General features: G+C 62.6%; 16 protein-coding genes. 10 read left to right on the plus strand and 6 right to left on the minus strand.

The genetic code is table 11. From position 1 onward, the window contains the following. Positions 1 to 2: 2 nt before the first annotated feature. The 4 genes from tagF to AC07WS_RS11355 are packed head-to-tail and all read right to left on the minus strand — an operon-like array spanning position 3 to position 7,165. A complete protein-coding gene (gene tagF / locus AC07WS_RS11340) occupies positions 3 to 989 on the minus strand; it encodes a type VI secretion system-associated protein TagF (RefSeq protein ID WP_494729161.1) in 987 nt (328 codons plus the stop codon). Continuing rightward, positions 986 to 4,876, minus strand: coding sequence for a type VI secretion system membrane subunit TssM (gene tssM, locus AC07WS_RS11345; protein WP_494729514.1), 3,891 nt, complete (start codon positions 4,874 to 4,876; stop codon positions 986 to 988). The genes tagF and tssM overlap by 4 nt, the downstream gene beginning before the upstream one ends. Positions 4,877 to 4,908: 32 nt before the next feature. Further along, positions 4,909 to 6,288, minus strand: a complete 1,380-nt coding sequence (locus AC07WS_RS11350) for a hypothetical protein (RefSeq protein ID WP_494729162.1) — start codon at positions 6,286 to 6,288, stop codon at positions 4,909 to 4,911. A 37-nt stretch (positions 6,289 to 6,325) separates the two neighbouring features. Then, a complete protein-coding gene (locus AC07WS_RS11355) occupies positions 6,326 to 7,165 on the minus strand; it encodes a M15 family metallopeptidase (RefSeq protein WP_494729163.1) in 840 nt (279 codons plus the stop codon). A gap of 206 nt (positions 7,166 to 7,371) precedes the next feature. On the opposite strand from AC07WS_RS11355, the gene AC07WS_RS11360 reads away from it, so the two are divergent. From AC07WS_RS11360 to AC07WS_RS11405, 10 genes are all read left to right on the plus strand, one after another. Next, a complete protein-coding gene (locus AC07WS_RS11360; RefSeq protein ID WP_494729164.1) occupies positions 7,372 to 8,208 on the plus strand; it encodes a hypothetical protein in 837 nt (278 codons plus the stop codon). Continuing rightward, a complete protein-coding gene (locus AC07WS_RS11365) occupies positions 8,205 to 11,078 on the plus strand; it encodes a type VI secretion system Vgr family protein (protein ID WP_494729515.1) in 2,874 nt (957 codons plus the stop codon). The genes AC07WS_RS11360 and AC07WS_RS11365 overlap by 4 nt, the downstream gene beginning before the upstream one ends. 9 nt (positions 11,079 to 11,087) lie before the next feature. Then, positions 11,088 to 11,999, plus strand: coding sequence for a DUF4123 domain-containing protein (locus AC07WS_RS11370; protein WP_494729165.1), 912 nt, complete (start codon positions 11,088 to 11,090; stop codon positions 11,997 to 11,999). Positions 12,000 to 12,016: 17 nt separating this feature from the next. Continuing rightward, positions 12,017 to 12,469, plus strand: a complete 453-nt coding sequence (locus AC07WS_RS11375) for a DUF3304 domain-containing protein (protein WP_494729166.1) — start codon at positions 12,017 to 12,019, stop codon at positions 12,467 to 12,469. 34 nt (positions 12,470 to 12,503) lie between these two features. Beyond that, positions 12,504 to 12,977 carry a DUF3304 domain-containing protein gene (locus AC07WS_RS11380; protein ID WP_494729167.1) on the plus strand — a complete coding sequence of 158 codons (474 nt, stop codon included), beginning with the start codon at positions 12,504 to 12,506 and terminating at the stop codon, positions 12,975 to 12,977. Beyond that, positions 12,974 to 15,148 carry a T6SS phospholipase effector Tle1-like catalytic domain-containing protein gene (locus AC07WS_RS11385; RefSeq protein WP_494729168.1) on the plus strand — a complete coding sequence of 725 codons (2,175 nt, stop codon included), beginning with the start codon at positions 12,974 to 12,976 and terminating at the stop codon, positions 15,146 to 15,148. Before AC07WS_RS11380 ends, AC07WS_RS11385 begins: the two co-directional genes overlap by 4 nt. A gap of 100 nt (positions 15,149 to 15,248) precedes the next feature. After that, entirely contained in the window at positions 15,249 to 15,761 is a 513-nt protein-coding gene (locus tag AC07WS_RS11390; RefSeq protein ID WP_494729169.1) for a hypothetical protein, read from the plus strand. Next, positions 15,761 to 16,240: a DUF3304 domain-containing protein gene (locus tag AC07WS_RS11395; protein ID WP_494729170.1), complete on the plus strand. Its 480-nt coding sequence runs from the start codon at positions 15,761 to 15,763 to the stop codon at positions 16,238 to 16,240. The genes AC07WS_RS11390 and AC07WS_RS11395 overlap by 1 nt, the downstream gene beginning before the upstream one ends. Positions 16,241 to 16,354: 114 nt before the next feature. Then, positions 16,355 to 16,816, plus strand: a complete 462-nt coding sequence (locus tag AC07WS_RS11400) for a DUF3304 domain-containing protein (RefSeq protein ID WP_494729171.1) — start codon at positions 16,355 to 16,357, stop codon at positions 16,814 to 16,816. Positions 16,817 to 16,943: 127 nt separating this feature from the next. Further along, positions 16,944 to 17,243 carry a hypothetical protein gene (locus tag AC07WS_RS11405; RefSeq protein ID WP_494729172.1) on the plus strand — a complete coding sequence of 100 codons (300 nt, stop codon included), beginning with the start codon at positions 16,944 to 16,946 and terminating at the stop codon, positions 17,241 to 17,243. Between the two features lie 85 nt (positions 17,244 to 17,328). Here the strand turns inward: AC07WS_RS11405 and AC07WS_RS11410 are convergent, their stop codons facing one another. Both AC07WS_RS11410 and AC07WS_RS11415 read right to left on the minus strand, forming a co-directional pair. Beyond that, entirely contained in the window at positions 17,329 to 18,447 is a 1,119-nt protein-coding gene (locus AC07WS_RS11410) for a GNAT family N-acetyltransferase (RefSeq protein ID WP_494729173.1), read from the minus strand. A gap of 63 nt (positions 18,448 to 18,510) precedes the next feature. Further along, positions 18,511 to 19,812, minus strand: a complete 1,302-nt coding sequence (locus tag AC07WS_RS11415) for a cation:proton antiporter (RefSeq protein ID WP_494729174.1) — start codon at positions 19,810 to 19,812, stop codon at positions 18,511 to 18,513. Between the last annotated feature and the right edge of the window lie 111 nt (positions 19,813 to 19,923).

Raw genomic sequence — 19,923 nt, forward strand, 5'->3', positions numbered from 1 at the left:
GATCAGGTTCCGATAAACGCCGCGCCGACGGAATCCAGCGCGGACTTGAGTGACAGGTTGGCTTGCGCCAGGTAGGTGGACAGCTTCTTGATGCCGTAGTCGGAATCGATCTGCTCTTCCACCCAGTCCAATTGTTCGAAGTCGATGTGGTGGTCAAACCCCGCTTGCGGGTCGACGATGGCGCGCAGCGTTTGCGCGGAGGCGCCGCTGAAGCCCAGTATCATCGCCGGCCGCTGGTCGATGCGGGTGACGAACAGCGCCAGTTCGAAGTCGGCACGCGCCAGGAAGGGCGTAATCAGGTGCATCCAGAAGGCGGCGACCAGGTTGCGGTACATCGGATCGGTCGGCAGCGGCAGCAGCAGGCTCTTTTCCAGGCGGCTGGAGCTGCTGGCCATGACCGGTTGCAGCAGCATGCCCAAGGCCAGCAGGATCTGTCGCGCCGTGCCTTTGAAGCCGGTCTGCGCCAGCATCGCATCGAGTGCGCCCACGGTTTGCAGTTCGAGGAAGTCCTCGAAGGCCGCATCGTAGGCGGCCGAACGCAGATCGAGTTCGATCATGTGGTTGGCGGCGCTTTGCAGCGGCTGCGTCGGATCGCTGGCCTCGCGTACGCCGGCGGTCAGCGCTTCGAGGCGGTTCCACAGGCGCGTGAGCACCAGCGGCGAGTTTTCCACGAAGGCGGTCGGTTCACTGACCTCCATCGCGCCCATCATCAGGAAGGGATAGCGGCGGCTGGACTGGTCGCTGCTGGCGACGATGTGGCCGGCGATGGCGTGCCGGCGGCGCGGCCCGACGAAGGCGAAATGCAGCGGCGCCGCGGCGTCGTAGTTCAGCTTCCAGCGGGCGTCTGTGCTCAGCAGGTCCATCGCCTGCGACAGCCAGTCGTCCAGCACCTTGATCAGGGCCGGGCTGTCGCTGCCCTTGACAAAATCGCCCCGGCTTGGAATCTTGCCGAAGTAGCCGACGCTGATCGGAGTGGCGCCGCGGCTCATTGAGCGGCTCCCATGGTGGCCGCTGCCGCGGTGCGGGTCGGCGGCGCCGCAGGTTTCGGCGCGACCGTTCCCGCAGGCGCCGGAGCAGGTGCGGCCGGTGCGCTTGGCGCGGCCGGCGCGGGGGCAGGCGCAGGCGCTGTGGCGATGATCGATTCCGGCAGGCGCAGGCGCTTGAAGCCTTGCGCGGCCTGCACCGGTTGCGGTGCGGGCGCCTGGTTGGTGGCGACGATCTTCAGGTTGGCGGTAACGACCACGCCGGCGTTGTCCCAGCTCAGTTCAAAGACGCCGTTGTCTTTGCGTTTGCGCTTGGCGGCGTCGATCATCTTCTTCAGACCGAAATGGCCAGGCTCGTTGAGCAACACCACGCTGCGGCCTTCCGGTGTGATGGCGGTGATCTTCGAACCGGGCACGCCCTGCGGATTCGGCCAGGCCATGTGCACCCATGGCTGCGGCTGGCCGCGCCAGCGCAGCGACTGGCCGTCGATTTCGATGGTGAACTCGGTGGCGCCGGTGGAGCCGAGCGCCTGCAGGTCGAACATCGTCTGCGCCTCGCCGCCGCTGGATGCCGCGGTATTGGCGACGCCGGCCGCCGACAGCGGCGCGATCCAGTTCGGGAAGGCCGCCACCACTGGCGGCGCCAGGTTGACGCCCATGTCGGCCCAGGTCTTGGCGCTGAGCGAATCGCCGCGGCGCACGACCAGCGGGCCGATGGTGGTGTTGAAGAACTTGGCGATGGCGCCGTCCGGGCCGAAGATCTCGCCGATTTCTGCGTTGCTCGCTTCCGCGCGCGATTCGGTCGCGAATGGATATTTCAGCGCCAGGTTTTTGCTGAACGGCTGCAGCACCTGCGCGGCCCAGACCTTGTTGATTTCGGTCTCGGTCGGCTTGACGATGACGGCAAAGGTCTGCATCAGCGGACGCACGAGGATAGGACGGATCGCCAGCTTCTGCGCGTCGGTCATCCCGATCAGCATCTGCTCGTCGACGTATTTGAGGGCGTCGGCCAGTTCGGAGCCGGTGCCGTCGAGCGTCTGCTGCATCAGCTGCTTGGCGCCGGGGCCGGGATCGCCCTGGTTCTTGATCTGGTTGAAGCGGGTGCGCAGCTTGGACATCTGCTCGACGTAGCCGCGCATCAGCGATGCATCCTTGTCCTTGGCGACCACCAGGCGCGCCACGCCGGAGAACTCGCGTCCCACTGGGCCCAGCGGCAGCGGCGCGTTCGACGCGCTGCCGGTGCTGGCGACGTTGATGTTGAGCTGCGACGGCTTCTGGCGCAGGATGGTTTCGCGGAACCAGCCGGTCACGCCGCGCTGCGCGCGTTGCAGGCCGGCGTCCAGCAGCGACGGATTGTCCCACGAGGTTTGTTCGTAGACGGTCGTTACCAGCTTGTTGAGAGGTGAGGTTTGCGGGTCGCCCAGGCGGTTCATCGCGGCGGCGGCGTTCTCGAAGGTCTCCAGGTCGCGAATGGTCACGCCCTGCACAAACTTCTCCCATTCCTTGGCGTAGTCGTTCTTGTACAGCTCAACCAGCGATTTCTGGATCTGTTCCGGGCTTCCTTCCAGCGTCAGGTCGTCCTTGGAGGAGGTTTTCAGCACCCAGTCGGCGCTTTGCATTTCGCGGTTGGCCGCGTCGCGGAAGGCTTCCTGCACAAAGCCTTCCCATGCCTGGCGCGTGAAGCTGCCTGGAATGGCGTAGCTGCCCAGGACCAGCTCCTTATCCTGCTCGCCGACGATGCGGGCGACCGTCATCGACGGGAAGCGGGTGGCGGCGCGGGCTTTGACGTCGGCGTAGACGCGCTCGCGCGCCGGCATGCCGCGCACCACGCGGCGCAGGTTGTCGCGGGTCTGGTCGACCAGCGCCAGTTTGCCGTCGATCTGCGGCCAGGAGGTGTCGTTGATCTGCGCCAGGTAGAAGGAGATCATGCGTTCGGCGCTGCGGATCATCTGCTCGCGCGGCATGGCGCCACGGTTCCCGTCCAGCCAGACGCGCCAGAAGCGGGTCAACTGGTCGTTCAGGTGGCCGGCTTCGGCCCGCGATTTATCGCTCAACATCAGGTAGGTCTTCAGCGCGTTGTAGGCGTCTTCCGCGTTGGCAGGCGAGGAGTCCTTGAACTGGGTGGCGCCGTTGTTGACCGGTGCCGCGGCGGTGGCGTCGGCTGGCGCCGCGCCGGTGGCCGTCGCCGTTACCGGCTTGGCCATCGGCTGCAGCTGCGCCGCGCCGCTGTTGACTTCTCCAAGGAAGGCTTCCAGCGACTGGCCGACTGGCTTGAGCATTACTTCGCGCACGCCGGCGAAGTATTCCTCGCGCAGCTTGCGGTCCAGCAGGTCGCCCTGGTACAGGCCCAGGCCCAGCGACAGCGGGCGGTGTTCGCGATAGCTGTCCAGCTGTTCGATGCGGTCCTGCAGGATCTCCAGCGCCTGGAAGCGCGATTGCAGGTCCATGCGGTTCTGCTGCACTTTGATGGCCTGGTCCAGGTCCGCCTGCACGTTGGCGACCAGCTGGCGGTTGTTCATGTACGACCAGCTCCAGCCGGCCAGCGCCAGGCCGACGAGGGCGGTGGCGGCGAAGAAGGCGGCGTAGCGCATGCGCGTCTTGGCGGGGCTGGCGTATTGCGCGACCAGGTCCTTGTCCGCGAAGATCACTTTGCGGAACAGGTTAAGCAGGAAGTAGCCCTGCTGCTGGTGGGCTTCCTCGTGTTCCTGCGGTTGCAGTTTCAGGTCGAAGCGCTGCGCCACGCGGTGCGACGAGGCGGAGACGGATTCGCCTTCCTGCAGCGCGCTGGTGAAGTAAAAGCCGCGGAACACGGGCTTGAACTGGAACGGGTTCTCCTCAAACAGCGTGGCGATGAAGGCGCGCAGCGACGGTTTGATCGAGCTGAATTCCAGCGGGAAGGTGAACACGCCGGACGGCATGCGCTCGCGCCATTGCAGCGCCATGTTGGCCTGGCTGAGGTCTTTCAGGCCGTCGTACAGCTCATCGAAGCGGGCGTCGAACTGGTCGAGTATCTGCTCGCTGGTGGTGGACTGGCTGTAGGGCAGGGTGGCGCCCCAGATTTTATCGCGCTCGCCGCGTTCGGCGTCCTGGAAGAATTCGTTGAAGCCGGTGATCAGGTCGGCCTTGGTGAAGACCACGTACACCGGCGCGTGGACTTCGAGGCGCTCGGTCAGCTCCTGCACGCGCTGGCGCAGGTTCTTGGCCAGGTTGATGGCGAATTCGGGCCGGTTGCGCGTCAGTTCGGCGACGCTGACGGCGATGATGACGCCATTGATCGGCGCCTTCTTGCGGTATTTTTTCAGCAGGTCGAGGAAGCCGAACCACTCGCCACGGTCTTCGTCGACCACCGAGTAGCGTCCGGCCGTGTCGAGCAGAATGCCGTCGGTGGTGAAGAACCAGTCGCAGTTGCGGGTGCCGCCCACGCCTTGCACGATCTTGGTGTCGGCGAACGGGAACTGCAGGCCGGAGCTGGCGATCGCCGTGCTCTTGCCGGCCGCCGGATTGCCGATGACCATATACCACGGCAGTTCATACAGCGCGGCGTTGCCGGAGAACTGGCCGATCTTCGAGCCCTTGATGGTGGCGATGGCGTCCAGCAGGCGTTTGCGGATCACGTCCGTTTCCTGGCGCTGGGCCGGGTCGGGCTTGGCGGGGGCTTTGTTGACCTGCTGTTCCAGCATGTCGCCCAGCTGGGCGGCGGCGCGCTGGCGGCGCTGGCGGCGCCACAGCCAGACGACGGCGCCGAACAGCAGCGCGATCGCCAGTACGGTCCAGGCGACGCTGGCCGGCCATTCGAAGATGGCGGCGGCGATCAGCAAACAGGCGGCGAAGGCCACCCAGCCGATCACGATCAGGCTGTTGCGGGTCGTCAGGAATTGCCAGGTTTTTTGCATCATGATTGGGGCTCTAGAAAAAATCGGAAAAATCAAACAGGTATGGCGGCTGCGGGTCCGATGACGGCGACGTCGCGCCGGAACGGGTCCAGGTTGCTGATGCAGAGGATGACGGCGTTGCGGCTTTGCGCCTCCTGCCGCGCCACGGCCAGCGCGGTAAGCCAGGTGACGGCGCCGCAGTTGCCGCAGCTGGCGCCGACGCTGAAGACGTCGACGCCGGGATCGAGTTGCGGAGTCGCTTCCGACACGACGCCCATCAGCTCCATGATGCGGCTGGTGCGGTGGTCGGTGTCGGCGGTGATCAGCGCGATGGCCGATGCTTCGCGGCCCGCGCCTTGCAGCGCCTTGGCGCTCAGTTCCTGCAATAGCTCGGCGTTGCTGCGTTTGGATTCGTCGGCGGAATGGGGCAGGCGTCCGCTGCTCACGGCCAGCAACTGCGGCAGCGTGGCGGTGTTGGCCAGCAGGCTGGCCTGGGTGGCGTCGGCCAGCAGCAGGCCGGCCGCGCCTTCGCCAGGGATCTGGCCTTGCGGGTGGTTGGCGCTGAACAGGGCGCTGCCGCTGTCCAGCCGATCGACGCTGTCGGCGCCGAGGTGCGAGCCGCAGGTGACGATCATGGCCAGCGGCGGCGGTTCGTTCGATAGCAGCCGCGCCAGCGCGGTGCCGGCTTCGGTGTCGGCGGCGCCGCGTTCCGGGGCGACGGCGATGCGGTCATCCGGCCAGCCGGTTTGGGCGGCCAGGTGGCGGAACCACTGGGCCGCTGCGTGGCGGTGCTCCGCCTTCCAATCGGCCAGCCAGACCGGCTGCAGTTGCAGCATCGGCAGCGGCGACGGTTCGCGGCGCGCTATCTGCTCGGCGTGCGTGTGCAGCAGCGCGTGGCCGGCAAGGTGTGCGCTCAATTCGCTGACTACTTCGCTGCCGGAGCTGAGTGCGCGCCATTGCTCGTCGCTGAAATGCGCTTCCATGCCGTTGGCCGTCAGCCAGTCCGACATCTCGGCGCGCATTGCGTCGGCGTCGATGCCGGCGATGCGGGCGCTCATGACAGGGTAGCCGTGGGCGTCGTTGAGTTCCGAGTCCAGCGTGGGGCGGGCTTTGTTGTCGGCCAGCGTGGCGCCCAGTTCGGCGGGCGACATGCCATGCGGTGCGCGCACGGCGGCGGCGACCAGCGACAGCGTTGCGCCGCGCGGTGGCGTCGCAGGCGCCTCGGGTTGCGCGGCGGCGTTGCCCGTCGCGGCGGCGGCGGGGGCGCCGATGCCGCGGTAAATCTTCCGGCCCAGCCAGAACACGGCCAGCAAGGCCAGGGGCAGCGCCAGCAGGTACAGAATCAGGTCGTCGGTGGCCGGCACGCGGTTGTTCGCACGCCAGTACCAGACCGCGCCCAGCCAACTGGCGCCGAACGCCAAGATCACTGTCATCAAATTTTTAAGCCATGCCGCCATGTTTGCCCGTACCTTATCGTCTCATCACACCGGGCATGCGCAGTTCCGTATGCCCGAAATCCATCATCTTCCAGCGCCCGCCCCAGGTCAGGCCCAGCGACTCGGCCACTTCGCCATAGAGCTGGTAGCCGCGCATGGCCCACGGGTCCTTTTCCGAGATCACCAGCTTGCCGTCGCGCAGGAACGCGCAGTCGGCGGCCAGGCCGTATTGGTGCCAGCTCTGGAACGCCACCGCGTTGGTGACGTTGGGCCCCATCGCGGCCAGCGCGTTCTGGCGTTCCGGGCTGCGGTAGCCTTCCAGGATCGCCATGTCGTAGCCGTGCTTTTCCTTCATGATCTTGAAGGCCATCAGCAGCCGCTGCGCATAGGTGGCGTCCATCAGGGCCCAGTCGCGGCTGGCCGACACCAGCATCGGCCGCTCCAGCGCCACTTCGGCCGACGCGAACACCAGCGGCGGCAATGGCGGCGGCGGCACCAGCTGCTCGCCTTGCAGCAGATCGGCGACCTGGGTGTTCACCTCCCTGGTCGAGGTTTCGAAGCCGCTCAGCGTGTTTTTGGTGCTCATCAGCAGCGCCAGCAGCGGCGGAATGCAGATCAGCGCGGCTCCGCCCAGGCACAACACATAGTGCTGGCGCAGAAAGGCGCCGACTTCGCCGGCCGATGCCCGTCCGCTGCGGCCCAGGGCGCTGGCGTCCTGCTGGCGGCGCTGGGCGATGCGGCCCACCCGCTGCTGCAGCCGCTGGCCGGCGTCCGCCAGCGCGTTGAGCACGAATTCGCGCCCGGCCGGAAACAGCACCATCCAGCTGATCAGGCAGGCAAGTACGAAATAGAGTGCGATTGCCACTATCAGCACGACAGCATCTCTCCAGCAGAACGTTGCATCATTAGTATCCTTAAAGCATTGCTTTGAGTATATCTTACAGTTATGACAATCCAGCGCACGATTGAAATTACCCAGTGAAACCACGTGTTTTCGGGGTGCGCACGGTTGAGTTCGTACTATGCGTCGTGTTTTTCTTGAATCGCGTAAAGTAATGCGAAATTAACAAGGAGTACATTTTGCAACGTCAAGACGATCGCCCTTCGAAGGGGGGCAGGCCCAGTCTTCTTTCCTCGGAACAGCAGGCGGAGGCGGAGCGCCAGCGCATACTGAGCACGCTCGACAGCAAACCGAAGGCGGCCGCGCCGGCCAAGGCCGCTCGCCAGCCCCAGGGCAAGCGCTCAGGCGGATTGATGATCTGGGGCGCGGCCGGCGTAGGCGTGCTGGCCATCGTTGGCGGCGCCCTGGTCTGGATGAGCAATACGCCCGATGAGGACAGCTTGCCGGTCGTGGTGGCGGCCGCCCCGGCCGCGCCGCCGCTTGCGTCGGCGGAGTCCGAGGTGTCGACCGCTGCGATTCTGGAAGAGGCGGCGTCGCCCGGTGCGCCGGCGGAAGGCAAGCTGCCCTCGCTGAAGGAGATGCTGACCGCGCCAGCCAAGCCGGCATCCGCTCAAGACGAGCTCAAACAAGCGTTGGAGCGGCCGCAGGCGAAGACGCAGCAGCTGGCCAAGGCTGAGCACAAGCCCGAGCATAAGGCCGAACGCAAGGCCGAGCACAAGCCGGAGCGCAAGCCGGACAACGCCAAGCTGGCGCAGAAGGCGCCGGCCAAGGACAAGGAGAAGGCGCCGGCCAAGCAGCCGGACAACGACGTCACGCTGATCACCGCGTTGATGGCGCATTTGCAGGCGCGTCCGCCGGTCAAGAAGACCAGCACGCCTGCCGACCAGCTCAAGACCTGCAAGCAGTACAACGCCGCCGGCGAGGAGCAATGCCGCGCGCGCCTGTGCGCGGCCGATGCCAAGAAAGAGCCGGAATGCAAGGCCGCACCGGCCGCGAAGACGGCTTCAAACTCATGAGCGTCGCGTTACTGGAACAAATCACCGCCGCGCTGGCCCAGTTTTCCAGCGCGACGCGCTTGTACGCGCTCAAGCTGGGCGATGACGATGCCGACCTCGGTTCGGGCGGCTTGCTGGTGGAAGCCTTTTCCGCCGACGACATGGTGCAGGGCACGGGCGCGCGCGACATCATCGTGCTGTCGACCAATGCGCACATCGAGCTGGCGCCGCTGCTGGGTAAGCCGGCCAGCCTGGAAGTGAGCCTGGCCGATGGCAGCCGGACCAGCTTCAGCGGCGACATCACGCAGGCGGCCATGCTGGGCAGCGAGGGCGGCCTGGCGCGCTTCCGCCTGCGGTTGACGCCGTGGCTGTGGCGCCTGAGCCAGGTGCGCAACAGCCGCGTATGGCAGGACAAGACGGTGGTCGAGATCGTCGAGGCGGTCTTCGAGGGCTACCAGCCGCTGGCGCAATGGCGCTGGAGCGAAGAGGTCGACGGCTTCCTGGCCGATGTGCCGGCGCGCAGCTATTGCTGTCAATATCGCGAATCGGACTATGATTTCGTGCTGCGCCTGCTGACCGAGGAAGGACTGGCCTGGCGCTTCGAGGAAGCCGAGGACGGCCTGTGCATGGTGCTGTTTGCCGACAGCAGCCAGCTCAGCGCGGTGCCCGAGGATGCCAGCAGCGAGTCCGGCGGCGGCATCCGCTTCCACGGCGTGCGCGCCGGCGAGCAGCGGGACACCATCCAGGCCCTGCAGGCGCGACGCAGCGTCTCGGCCACGCTGACCACCTTGCTCAGCTACGATTACAAGGCCAAGAAAGCCGTCAGCGCCAGCGCGCCGGCCAAGCAGCGGTATGAGAAGTTGCCGCCGCTGGAGAGTTTCGACGTGCCCGGCCAGTACGCCTACGCCGGCAGCGCGCAGGCCCAGCACTACGCTGAGTTGCAGATGCAGGCGCGGGAAGCGCGCAGCCAGCTGTGGCGCGGCCGCTCGACGGTGCGCACCCTGGCCGCCGGGCGGCGCGTCAAAGTCACGCAAGGGCCGTTGGCCTCCGCCGAGGGCGATGCCGTGCCGGCCTACACGGTGCTGCGCGTGACCAGTGTGGGCGTCAACAACCTGCCGTCGCCGGCCCAGCATGGGTTGGCTGAGCTGTTCGGGCCGATCCCGGAACTGCTGGAGGAATTGACGCCGCAACGCGACGCCGACTTTGCGCTGGTGATCGACCAGGCGCGCAAGACGGGCTACGCCAACAGCTTTGAGGCGCTGGCCGCCGATGTGACCTGGCGTCCGCAGCTGCCGGACAGCGATGGCCGCAATCATCCGAAGCCTACGGCATCGGGCGCGCAGAGCGCGATCGTCGTCGGTGCGGACGGCCTGGATCAGCCGGCCGGCGCCGACGAGCTGCATTGCGATGTGCTGGGCCGTGTGCGCATCCGCTATCACTGGCAGGACAGCGGCGACGCCACTTGCTGGGTGCGCGTGGCGCAGCGTTCGGCGGGCGGCGGCATGGGCAGCCAGTTCCTGCCGCGCGTTGGGCAGGAGGTGCTGGTGCAGTTCATCGAGAGCGATATCGACCGGCCCATCATCCTTGGCGCGTTGTACAACGGCCAGGGCGAGGGCGGCGTGGCGCCGACGCCGGCGGGACAGGCTGCCGGCGACAGCCAGGCGTCGGTGTTCCAGCCGGCCAGCGATCATGCGCCGTCGGCGCAGGGCAATCTGGCAGCGGGCAACAGTCCTTTGTGGCACGGGGCTTCCGCCGACACGGCCGGCCACGGCAACGCCGCGGCGCAGTGGGGCGTGCGCAGCAAGGAGTTTGGCGGCGCCGGCTACAACCAGTTGCTGTTCGATGACACCGATGCGCAGGGGCGCGTGCAACTGCGCTCGACACATGCGGCCAGCGAGCTGACCCTGGGGCATCTGATCCATAGCGCCGATAACTATCGCGGCAGTCTGCGCGGGCAGGGCGCCGAGCTGCGCACCGATGCGTATGGCGCGGTGCGCGCGGCGGGCGGCTTGTTGGTGACGAGCTATGCGATCAGTCACAGCGCCAGCGAGCGCGAGCCCATGGGCGATAACACGGCCGGCATCGCGCTGATGAAGCAGGCGGTGCAGCTGGGGCAGACGTTCAGCGATGCGGCCAAGACGCATGAGACGGTTGCGCTGGCCACGCACATCGGCGCCACCAAGGCCGATCAGAGCGCGCTGGACGACAAATCGGCGCCGCTCAAGGCGATGCTGGCTGCGGTGTCGGGCATGGTGGGCAATGCCAGTCTGGATGCGGCCACGGCCGATGCAGGCGAGAAGAAAACCGCGCCCGGCGATGACAAGTTGCCGCATGCCAGTTCGCCGATCATCGCCGTCAGCGGCAAGGCTGGCTTGAGCGTGACGGCGGGGCAGGCAATGCAGATGTCCAACGGCGAGACGATCGCCTTGATGAGCGGCGATGATGCGCAGTTCGTCAGCGGAGGGCAGTTGCGCGTGCATAGCAAGCAGGCCATCGGCGTGCTGGGCGGTGTGGTCAAGCCGGGCGAAAACAATGTGGGCGTGCAGATGATCGCTGCCAAGGATGCGGTTGATATCCAGGCGCAGGCGGATGTGCTGAAGGTGCAGGCGCGGGACGAGGTCAATCTCGTCAGCGCCAATGCGTTTGTCGATTGGGCTGCTGCCAAGAGCATTACGCTGTCTACGGCGGGTGGGGCCAACATCACTATTGACGGTGGAAATATCACGGTACAGTGTCCCGGCAAGCTAACGGTCCATGCCGGCACGAAGAACTTTAGCGGGCCGGAGAAACTGGATTACCCCTTGCCTGCGCTGCCGACCAGCGTGTGCAAGGCATGCCTGCTGGCGGCCTTGCGCGCCGGCAGTCCCTTCATGGCGCCGAGCGCGGGTTGAGGAGGAATCATGTATTTCGCCACCAATCCTCCCCTTGCCACGCTGCCTGTGCAGATCGCACAGGAATTCCAGCAGCTATGCGATGCGTCGCCGTCGGATGCGCTGCGGCTGTTTGCGCTGGTCGATGGCGCTTTCGACGAGGAGTTTTTCCGGATGCGTTCGCCGCGTCTATTCCCGAGGCGGTCGTTGTATGACGGCACCGCCTTGCAGGGACTTGGTGCTGCGGCGCCGTATCTGCTGACCGCGCCCGAAGGCGAGGAAGCGCGCTTGGCGTGGCTGAATCGGCTGTTTGCCGACTGCGGCGCCAGGCCGATGCTCAGCATCGTGGCCAGTGTGCTGGACACCGATGAGATGGTGCGACATATGCGTCCCTATTTGATCGCGATGACGTCCGATACCGTTGAATGGCCGGTGCGTTGGGGCGACACGCGTGTGTTGCCGGCGTTGCTAGAAGCGCTGTCCGAGCCGGAACGTCGCCAGTTGCTCGGGCCGATGGCGCGTTGGTGGTGGCCGGGGCGCGATGGAGCCTTGCTCAGCTGGCATGGCGAGGCTATGCTGCCGACGCCGGCAGATTTTGACAAGATGCCGCTCAGCGACGAGGTCTTCGCGAAGTTGGTGGATAAGGCGGAGGCCGACGCGGTGCTGGCCAATCTGTATGACAGCCAGCCGGACTTGTTCAGGATGGACAGTCCGGCTCAATGTCATGCACGCGTGGAGCGGCATCTGCAGGTGGCCAGCGACAACGGGCTACACGCGGCGCCAGCGCGGCAGCACTTCAGCGCGTTGGCCTTGTTGTTGTCGGATGATTTTACGCAGCATGTGGCCATGGCCGATCTGCTGCGGCGAACCCGGCAGGGAGCGGAATATCACAACGAAATCTCCGCGCTGCCCGAGGAGTTCTGGCGAATGACGGAGCGTTGAGGCTGTTGCGTAAAAATATGAAACGATTTATATACTTATTCACCATAGCCATCGGAGTGGCTGTCTCGGGGTGCGCGTTGCGTCAAACGCAAGCCCAAGTGAGCGATAGGGCCACTGCCCAGGTTGGCATTGTTAACCATACTGGCAATTACATTTATTCTGCTTCGGTCGACGGTGCAGGCGGAGGGAATATGGAAAGTTGGGGGGGGGGCATCGCCAATATTTGCTGCACTTCCATTTCTCGCGTGTGGTATCCCGGTATGAAGGTGTTGGTGCGCTGGGATATGCCTGTGGGGCACCAACATATCGTGAAGGAAAAAGTTGTGGAAGTCGAAAAATACGAGAGGCCTGGTGACATCTATATGGTTTTTTTAACGGATGGCGACGTGCGTGTTGTCGTCAGCCGGAATGGCCCCCGCGCCTCAGACTTTCCGACTCACTTGGCTGGCAATCCCGGCGAATTCAACTGATACGATCATAAGCAAATTAAAAAAGGTACGAAAAATGAGACGATTTACATATTTATTCGCAATTTCCATTGCCGTAGCCATCGCAGGGTGCGCGCTGCGTCAATCGAAAACCCAAGCGAACGAAAGGGCTCCTGCTCAGATTGGTATTGTTAACCATACTGGTAATTACATTGATTCGGCCTCGGTTGACGGTGCCGGCGGAGGGAATATGGCGCGGTGGGGAGTAGGCGGTCCTGACATTTGCTGCACCTCCATTCCAAATGTCTGGTATCCAGGTATGAAGGTGTTAGTGCGTTGGGATATGCCTGTAGGACACCAGCACATCGTGAAGGAAAAAGTTGTAGAAGTCGAAAAATATGAGAGACCTGGTGACATCTATATGGTTTTTTTTCCGAATGACCAAGTGCGTGTTGTCGTCAGCGTGAATGGTCCCGGCGCACCTGACTTTCCGATTCGCCACGTTGGCAATCCGAACGAACATTCGTCTTCAAATTTGATACTGCCATGACCGCAGCCACTCCCGCCAAGGCACCATATCCTGTAGACGGCTTTCTAAAGTCTTCGACTGAAGAAAAGTCGACGATCGCAACAGCCGCTTGTTCCACGACGTCTGATGCCCCGTGCAGTATCCCTGTTCGTGTCGGCTTGTTTTTTGACGGCACGAACAACAACCTAGAACGAGACAGATATGGGAAGCGCACAGGGGTAATTATTGATCCTAAGACCGAAGAGCAAGCTCCGGTTTTAAGTAGAGAGCTAAAGCCTGAGGAATTTAGCCACAGCAACGTGGCAAGGCTATTTCGAGCATTTCCAGCGGACAAACGAGAGAGTGGATATTTCCGTTCTTATATCGCCGGCGTTGGGACGCCCTTCCCGGAAATTGGTGAATTAACTGAGACCGATGATGGCAAGGCCTTTGCGAAGGGCGGGCAGGCGCGAATAATATGGGCTTTGCTTCAAGTAATCAACTCGCTTCACCGGACGACTCATGACAATATATTTCTGTTTCCGACAAAAGAGGTGGGACAATTAGCCAGAGCTTACGAGCATGAAGTAGGACAGACAGAGTGGGACGCAGAGAACAAACAGCACAATCGCAAAACGCACCGCGACTGGTTCGAACCTCATCTTAAAAAATTGAGCGCAAAGCTCGCGAGCAAACCTAAACCGTCCATTCCGTCGCTCACGGTATCGGTTTTCGGCTTCTCGCGCGGCGGGGCCGAGGCGACCGCTTTCTGCCATTTTCTCTCGGAATTGCTGAGCGACGGTAAGCTGGTTGGCATTCCCACCACTATCGACTTTCTAGGCGTGTTCGATGTCGTGGCCACGGTCGGCATGTCGGACTCGGCCGGACGTACGACCGTAGTGCCGCGTGTCTTTTTCGACGGCCATTGGGCCTGGGCCAAGAAGCTGCTCCTGCCCTTGCCTGACTGCGTGAAGGGAGGTCGGCACTATATCGCCGCGCACGAACAACGCATGAATTTTCCGGTCACACAACTACAAACTACAAGCAACAAATTCGCTGAGGTCTATTTCCCCGGCATGCACTCCGATGTCGGCGGCGGCTACGCACCCGGAGAATATGGCAAGGGACGCGGCGCGCAATCGGCCATGCTGTCGCAGATTCCGTTGGCGCATATGTTTAAAGAGGCCCGTAAGGCGGGCGTTCCATTGCAGCCATTCAGCGAACTTGAGATGGCTATTCAAGAAGACTTTCCGGTAGACGCCGAACTCGCCTCCGCCTGGAACGCTTACACCGCTGAACTTGGAGGGAATGGCCATCTCATCAAGGAACATATGGAGTTGTATTACCGTTGGCGCGCGGCTCGCTTGACCACGCTGGAAAGCACGGCCAGCTTTAAGGCTTCAAGCCCCCAAGCGCAAGAGGACCTGCGAAGTAGTAACAAGATGCTAATTGGCGATTTAGAGGCCGTGCGGCTTCGGAGCACCTTCAAAGACTCCATAAAGTCTGACACCGAATCAGAACCCTTCGGTCCCAGAGATCTGGCCCGGATGAACCAGTGGCACTACTACAGGGCCCAGCAACATCTGCCGTTAGATTCATGGGAACGCTGGGCCATGGGAATTTTCGATAAACCCGAGCCGCTGCCGGCGGAGGTGATGCGTTTCTTCGACGATTACGTGCACGACTCGCTAGCGGGCTTTTATCTCGCCGGTGCGGTGACCGAGTTCGACAAACGCAAGCAAATGGCAGACGTCAAGACCAAGTGGCGACGGAATAAATTCGAAGACAAAGTCTTCGCCCTCGGACAGAAGATCGAGGCGGCGCAGGCCAAGGAAAAGAAGAACGAACCATTGACCGAGGAAGAAAAAGACCTGCTCGAGCAATCCAAGTACGACACGCCATTCCCCATCATGACGGATAGCGACGCCGCCGACATGCGCAGCCCCGTGATCACGACGCAAACAGCCACCCGGCGGGAAGGCGGCGGCTATCTCCTGCGGCGCAGCTATTATCCGCTGGAGGGCTTCGTCATTCGGAAGAGTATCCACGAGAAGGAGCTCGACACCGAACCATCCAAATCTGCCAAACCGAAAAAGGTCGACGAGAAAACCGCCGAGGTGGAATACATCTGGGTCGAGAATTTGCCACTCGCTCTCGCCATGGGAGATCAGTTGCTTCCCGAGTTTGTTGAGTCGGACAAAATGGTGGCGTAACGCGAAAGAGCCGCTGGCTTTTGCCGAGGGCGATGCTGTATCGGCTGATCGTGTCCCACCGCGTGGTGTATGAAGCTGGCGCTGAATTCGGCGCTATGGCTTGAGCAATGACGGGGACATACGCGTGTTGCCTGCGTTGCTAGAAGCGCTGATCGAGTCGGAACGTGGCGAGTTGCTCACCTCGATGGTGCGTTGGTGGTGGCCTGGTCGCTACGGAGCCTTGCGCAGCTGGCAGGGCGAGGCCACTCCGCCGGCGCCGGCAGGTTTCAAACAGATGCCGCTCAGCGACGAAGTCTTCTCGAAGTTGGTGGATAAGTCGGAGGCCGACGCGGCGATGGTCAATCTGTATGACAGCCAGTCATCCTTGTTCAGGATGGATAGTCCGGCACAGTGCCATGCGCGTGTGGAGCGGCACCTGCAAGTGGCCAGCGCCAACGGACTTCACGCGGCGCCAGCGCGGCAGCACTTCAGCGCTCTGGCGTTGTTGTTGTCGGATGATTTTACGCAGCATGCGGCCATGGTCGATCTGCTGGGGAAAACTCGGCAGGGAGCGGAATATCACAACGAAATCTCCGCGCTGCCTGAGGAGTTCTGGCGAATGACGGAGCGTTGATGCTGTTGCGTAAAAATATGAAACGATTTATATACTTATTCACCATAGCCATTGCGGTAGCAGTCTCGGGGTGTGCGTTGCTTCAATCGCAATCGCAAGTGAGCGATAGGGCCAATGCTCAGGTCGGCATTGTTAACCACACTGGCAATTACATTGATTTTGCCTCGGTTGACGGTGCCGGCGGAGGCAATATGTCCGCTTGGGGAGAGGGGCTCGCCAATATCTGTTGCATCTCCATCCCACGTGTCTGGCATCCAGGGATGAAGGTATCAGTGCGTTGGGATATGCCTGTGGGACACCAACATATAGTGAAGGAAAAGGTAGTAGAAGTCGAAAAATACGAGGCGCCGGGCAGCATCTATATGCATTTTTTCCCTAATGACGAGGTCCGTGTAGTGGTCAGCCGAGTTGTTCCGTGGAGCCCTGCGTACCCAATTCGCCATCTCGGGAATCCTAACGAAACCCCTTCTTCAAACTGAGGCGGGCATTATCGTAGCGACGCCTTTAGATGCACCATATCCTGTGGACGTCTTCCTGAAGTCGCCTAGCGATTCCAACTGATATAACTATAAATAAATTAACAAGGTAAAAAGATGAAACGATTTAGATATTTATTGGCCATAACCATTGCCGTAGCTATCTCTGGGTGCGCACTGCGTCAGTCGCAGGCGCAAGCGAGCGATAGAGCCACTGCTCAGGTCGGTATTGTTAACCACACCGGCAATTACATTTATTCTGCCTCGGTTGACGGTGCCGGCGGAGGCAATATGGCAAGTTGGGGAGCGGGCATCGCCAATATCTGCTGTACTTCCATCCCGCGCGTGTGGTATCCCGGTATGAAGGTGTTGGTGCGTTGGAATATGCCTATCGGCACTCAAGATGTCATCAAGGAAAAAGTGGTGGAAGTTGAGAAATACGAGGCGCCGGGCAGCATCTACATGCACTTTTTCCCTAATGACGAGGTTCGTGTCGTAGTTAGCCCTGTTGGTCCACGTAATCCAATGTATCCAATTCGCCATCTTGGGAACCCTAACGAAACCCCTTCTTCCAACTGAGGGGAACATGATTGCAACTATGCCTTTGGAGGCGCCATATCCTGTGGACGTTTTTTCTGAAACCTTCACCTGAAGAGCGTTCAACGATTGCAATGGCCGCTTGCTCCGCAGCCTCAAACCTCCCATCATGACCGACAGCGATGCCGCCGACATGCGCAGTGGCGTGATCACAATGCAGACAGCAACCCGGCGCGAAGGTGGCGGCTATATCCTGCGGCGCAGCTATTATCCGCTGGAGGGCTTCATCATACGGCGGAGCATCCACGAGCAGGAGTTGGAGAAGGCACCATCCCGGCGAGTTGCGCCGAAAAAGGCCGACGCGAAAACCGCAGAGGTGGAATATATGTGGGTTGGTAATTTGACGCTCGCTATCGCCATGGGCGAGCCGGCGATTTTTGAGTATGAGCCGGAAAAAATGATGGCGTGACACCATCGTGCAAGCGGCGGGCGCACTGGCCCCGCAATATGGAAGGCAGCCGAGGCTGCCTTTTTGCTGTGACGCCGTGCGTTGCTTAACCCGCAGAGCGGTATTTGATGAGGCGGCGGGCCATCACGGTGGCAGCAACGAAGGCGCTATGCACAGCGCAGACCAGTCGATTTCTGACGTTGAGCCGCATCAGCAGTACATGCCCGCGTTGTACGGTGACGTTGCTGGATTGGTAGCTGTGGGCAGGTGTGCCGTAGCCGAGATCGATGCAGGTAAAACGATGACTGCACAGGTCTTCAATGGCCATGTGCAGTATCGTGGTTCCCACCGACAGGTGGTCGAGCCCGTTGTCGTGGAAGATGTTGAACAGGTGTAGCGTATCGCTTGATCGCAAGCCGAGTATCAGTGCGCAGGGTTGGTCGCCGCAGTCGATCTGGTAGCACAGCAGCATGCCGTGCAGTGCCAACTCCCGCATTTCTTCCGGGGTCCATAATTGTGCACGATGTTCGCACGTGGTGAGCTTGGACATGGCTTCCAACATCGATGGCAATTGCTCGGGCTGTTCAATGCGGTGCAAAGCCAAACGCCCGCCACCGTGCTCGCGCAGTTGCCGCTGTTGGCGCTTGAGGTTGTAGCGCCGCTTGGAGTTGAACTGCGCCATGAAGGCTTCAAAGCTGGCGGGCAGGGGGATCTGGTGGCAGCTTCGCCAGTTGTTCAACAAGTGCGTGATATAGCCGCCGGCCATGCGGGTGGCGCTTCCTATATTGCGCCAGAGCTCGCTATCTGACGGCAGCGAGCTGAGTGAGATCGCATGATATTGCGGGAACTGCGCCAACAGGAATTTAAACAGCAAATCCAGCAGTTCGGGCCGCGCAGGCATCAGCGGTGCGCTGCCGAGCAGGGTGATGCTGGGCACCGGCAACGAGCCGAGGCGCAGCCGGCCGGCGACAAAATCAAAGCTATGCTGACGCAGCACCAGCGGCACCACGCCCACCACCGCACGGCTTGCCCGCTCGGTTACCGTGAACAGCTGCGGCGGCGCGTGTTCGGTCGCCGTGCTGAGCAGGTAATCGAAAAATTCGGGGCTTTGGTAGACGCGGCCGTGGCTTTCGCTTTCGGCCAGCAGTTCGCGCCAGCGCTGGAGCAGGGCGGGGTCGCCGAGCCGGAAGCTGGCGTCTTCAATGAGGTAGGTATCGTTGGACATGGTCGCACGACGATCCCACATCCTGCACCCGTCCTTCTTGATGCATGTCCAAGCGGCGTGCGCTCAGCGGCGTCGGCGCCACACTGTGTCCATCAATGGCTTGACGCTGAAGCCATGCACCAATATCGACAGCATCACGACAAACAGCGCGATACGCGTGAGCCGGGCCGCAAGTTCCGGCGCCAGGCCGGCTTCGATGGCGAACATCAGGTAGTAGATCGAGCCGATGCCGCGCACGCCGAACCAGCCCGTCATGGCGCGCATGCGCAGGCTGGTGTCGCTGCCGGCCAGGCCGGCGAACACGCTCAGCGGACGGGCGACCACGAACAGGAACAAGGCCGTCCACAGGGCGTCCCATTGCATGCTGTTCAGCGAGATCATGCCGCCCAACAGCAGCACCAGCGTCAGCTCGGACAGCCGCTCCAGATGCTCCTTGAAGACCAGCGATTCGGTGCTGACGGTGAGCGGCGCCTCGTGCGTTTCGCTGGTCCTGGCCGACTCGGATTTTGCCGTGTCCGGTTCCATCAGTCCATGACGGTCCCTGGGCGCGCCCGCCAGCACCAGTTCGGACTGCCGTAGCGCGACGGCGGCGAAGAATACCGCCAGGAAGCCCGATGCCTTGAGCAGCGTCGCCAGCGCGTACACCACGGCGATCATGCCCAGTCCCACCAGGTCGTCCATGATTTCGTGCTTGGGATCGCTGCCGCGCAGACGCCAGCTCAAGCGGGCCACCAGCGCACCGGCCGCCACGCCGATCAGCAACGCGCCTGCGGTCGCCCACAGTACGTCAATCAGCAGCCAGCGCACATGGTGCGCGCCGGTGTCCACCACGCCCAGCATGCCGAGGCCGAGCATGATGAAGGGAAAGGCGCTGCCGTCGTTCATGCCCGCCTCGCAGGTGAGGGTGAAGCGCAGCTGGTCCTTGTCGCCCGCATGGCGCACCTGGACGTCGGTGGCCAGTACTGGGTCGGTGGGCGCCAGGATGCCGCCGAGCAGGACCGCGGCGCCCGCCGGCAGCCGCAGCACGTAGTAGCCGAACAGCGCCACCAGCCCCACCGTCAGCGACATCGACAGCCAGGCCAGCCGTAGCGGCGCGTCCCAGCGCTGGCGCTTGAATGGCACGGGCATCTTGATGCCGGCGGAGAACAGCGATATCAGCAGGGCAATTTCGGTCAGCACTTCCAGCAGGGCCGATTGCAGCTTGGGATCGAAGCCGAAGATATTCAGGAAGGTCGGCCCCAGCAGGATGCCGGCGCCGAGGTAGACGATGGCCGAGGTGAAGGGCGACTTCGAGATCGTGGTGGCCGCCAGTCCGCGCGCCAGCATCAGGCAGCCGACGAGCAGGAACCATAAGGTGGTGTTCACACGCTCTCCTTCGCAGTGACGAGTCAGATGCTAGGCGAGTTTGGTGTTTCGGTCTGTGGGCTAGAGCACCCTGCGCGTAGCGGCAGGGCGGGAAATGGCGCCGGCGAGGCG

This window comes from Duganella sp. GW821-FHT01E12 (genome assembly GCF_059422325.1).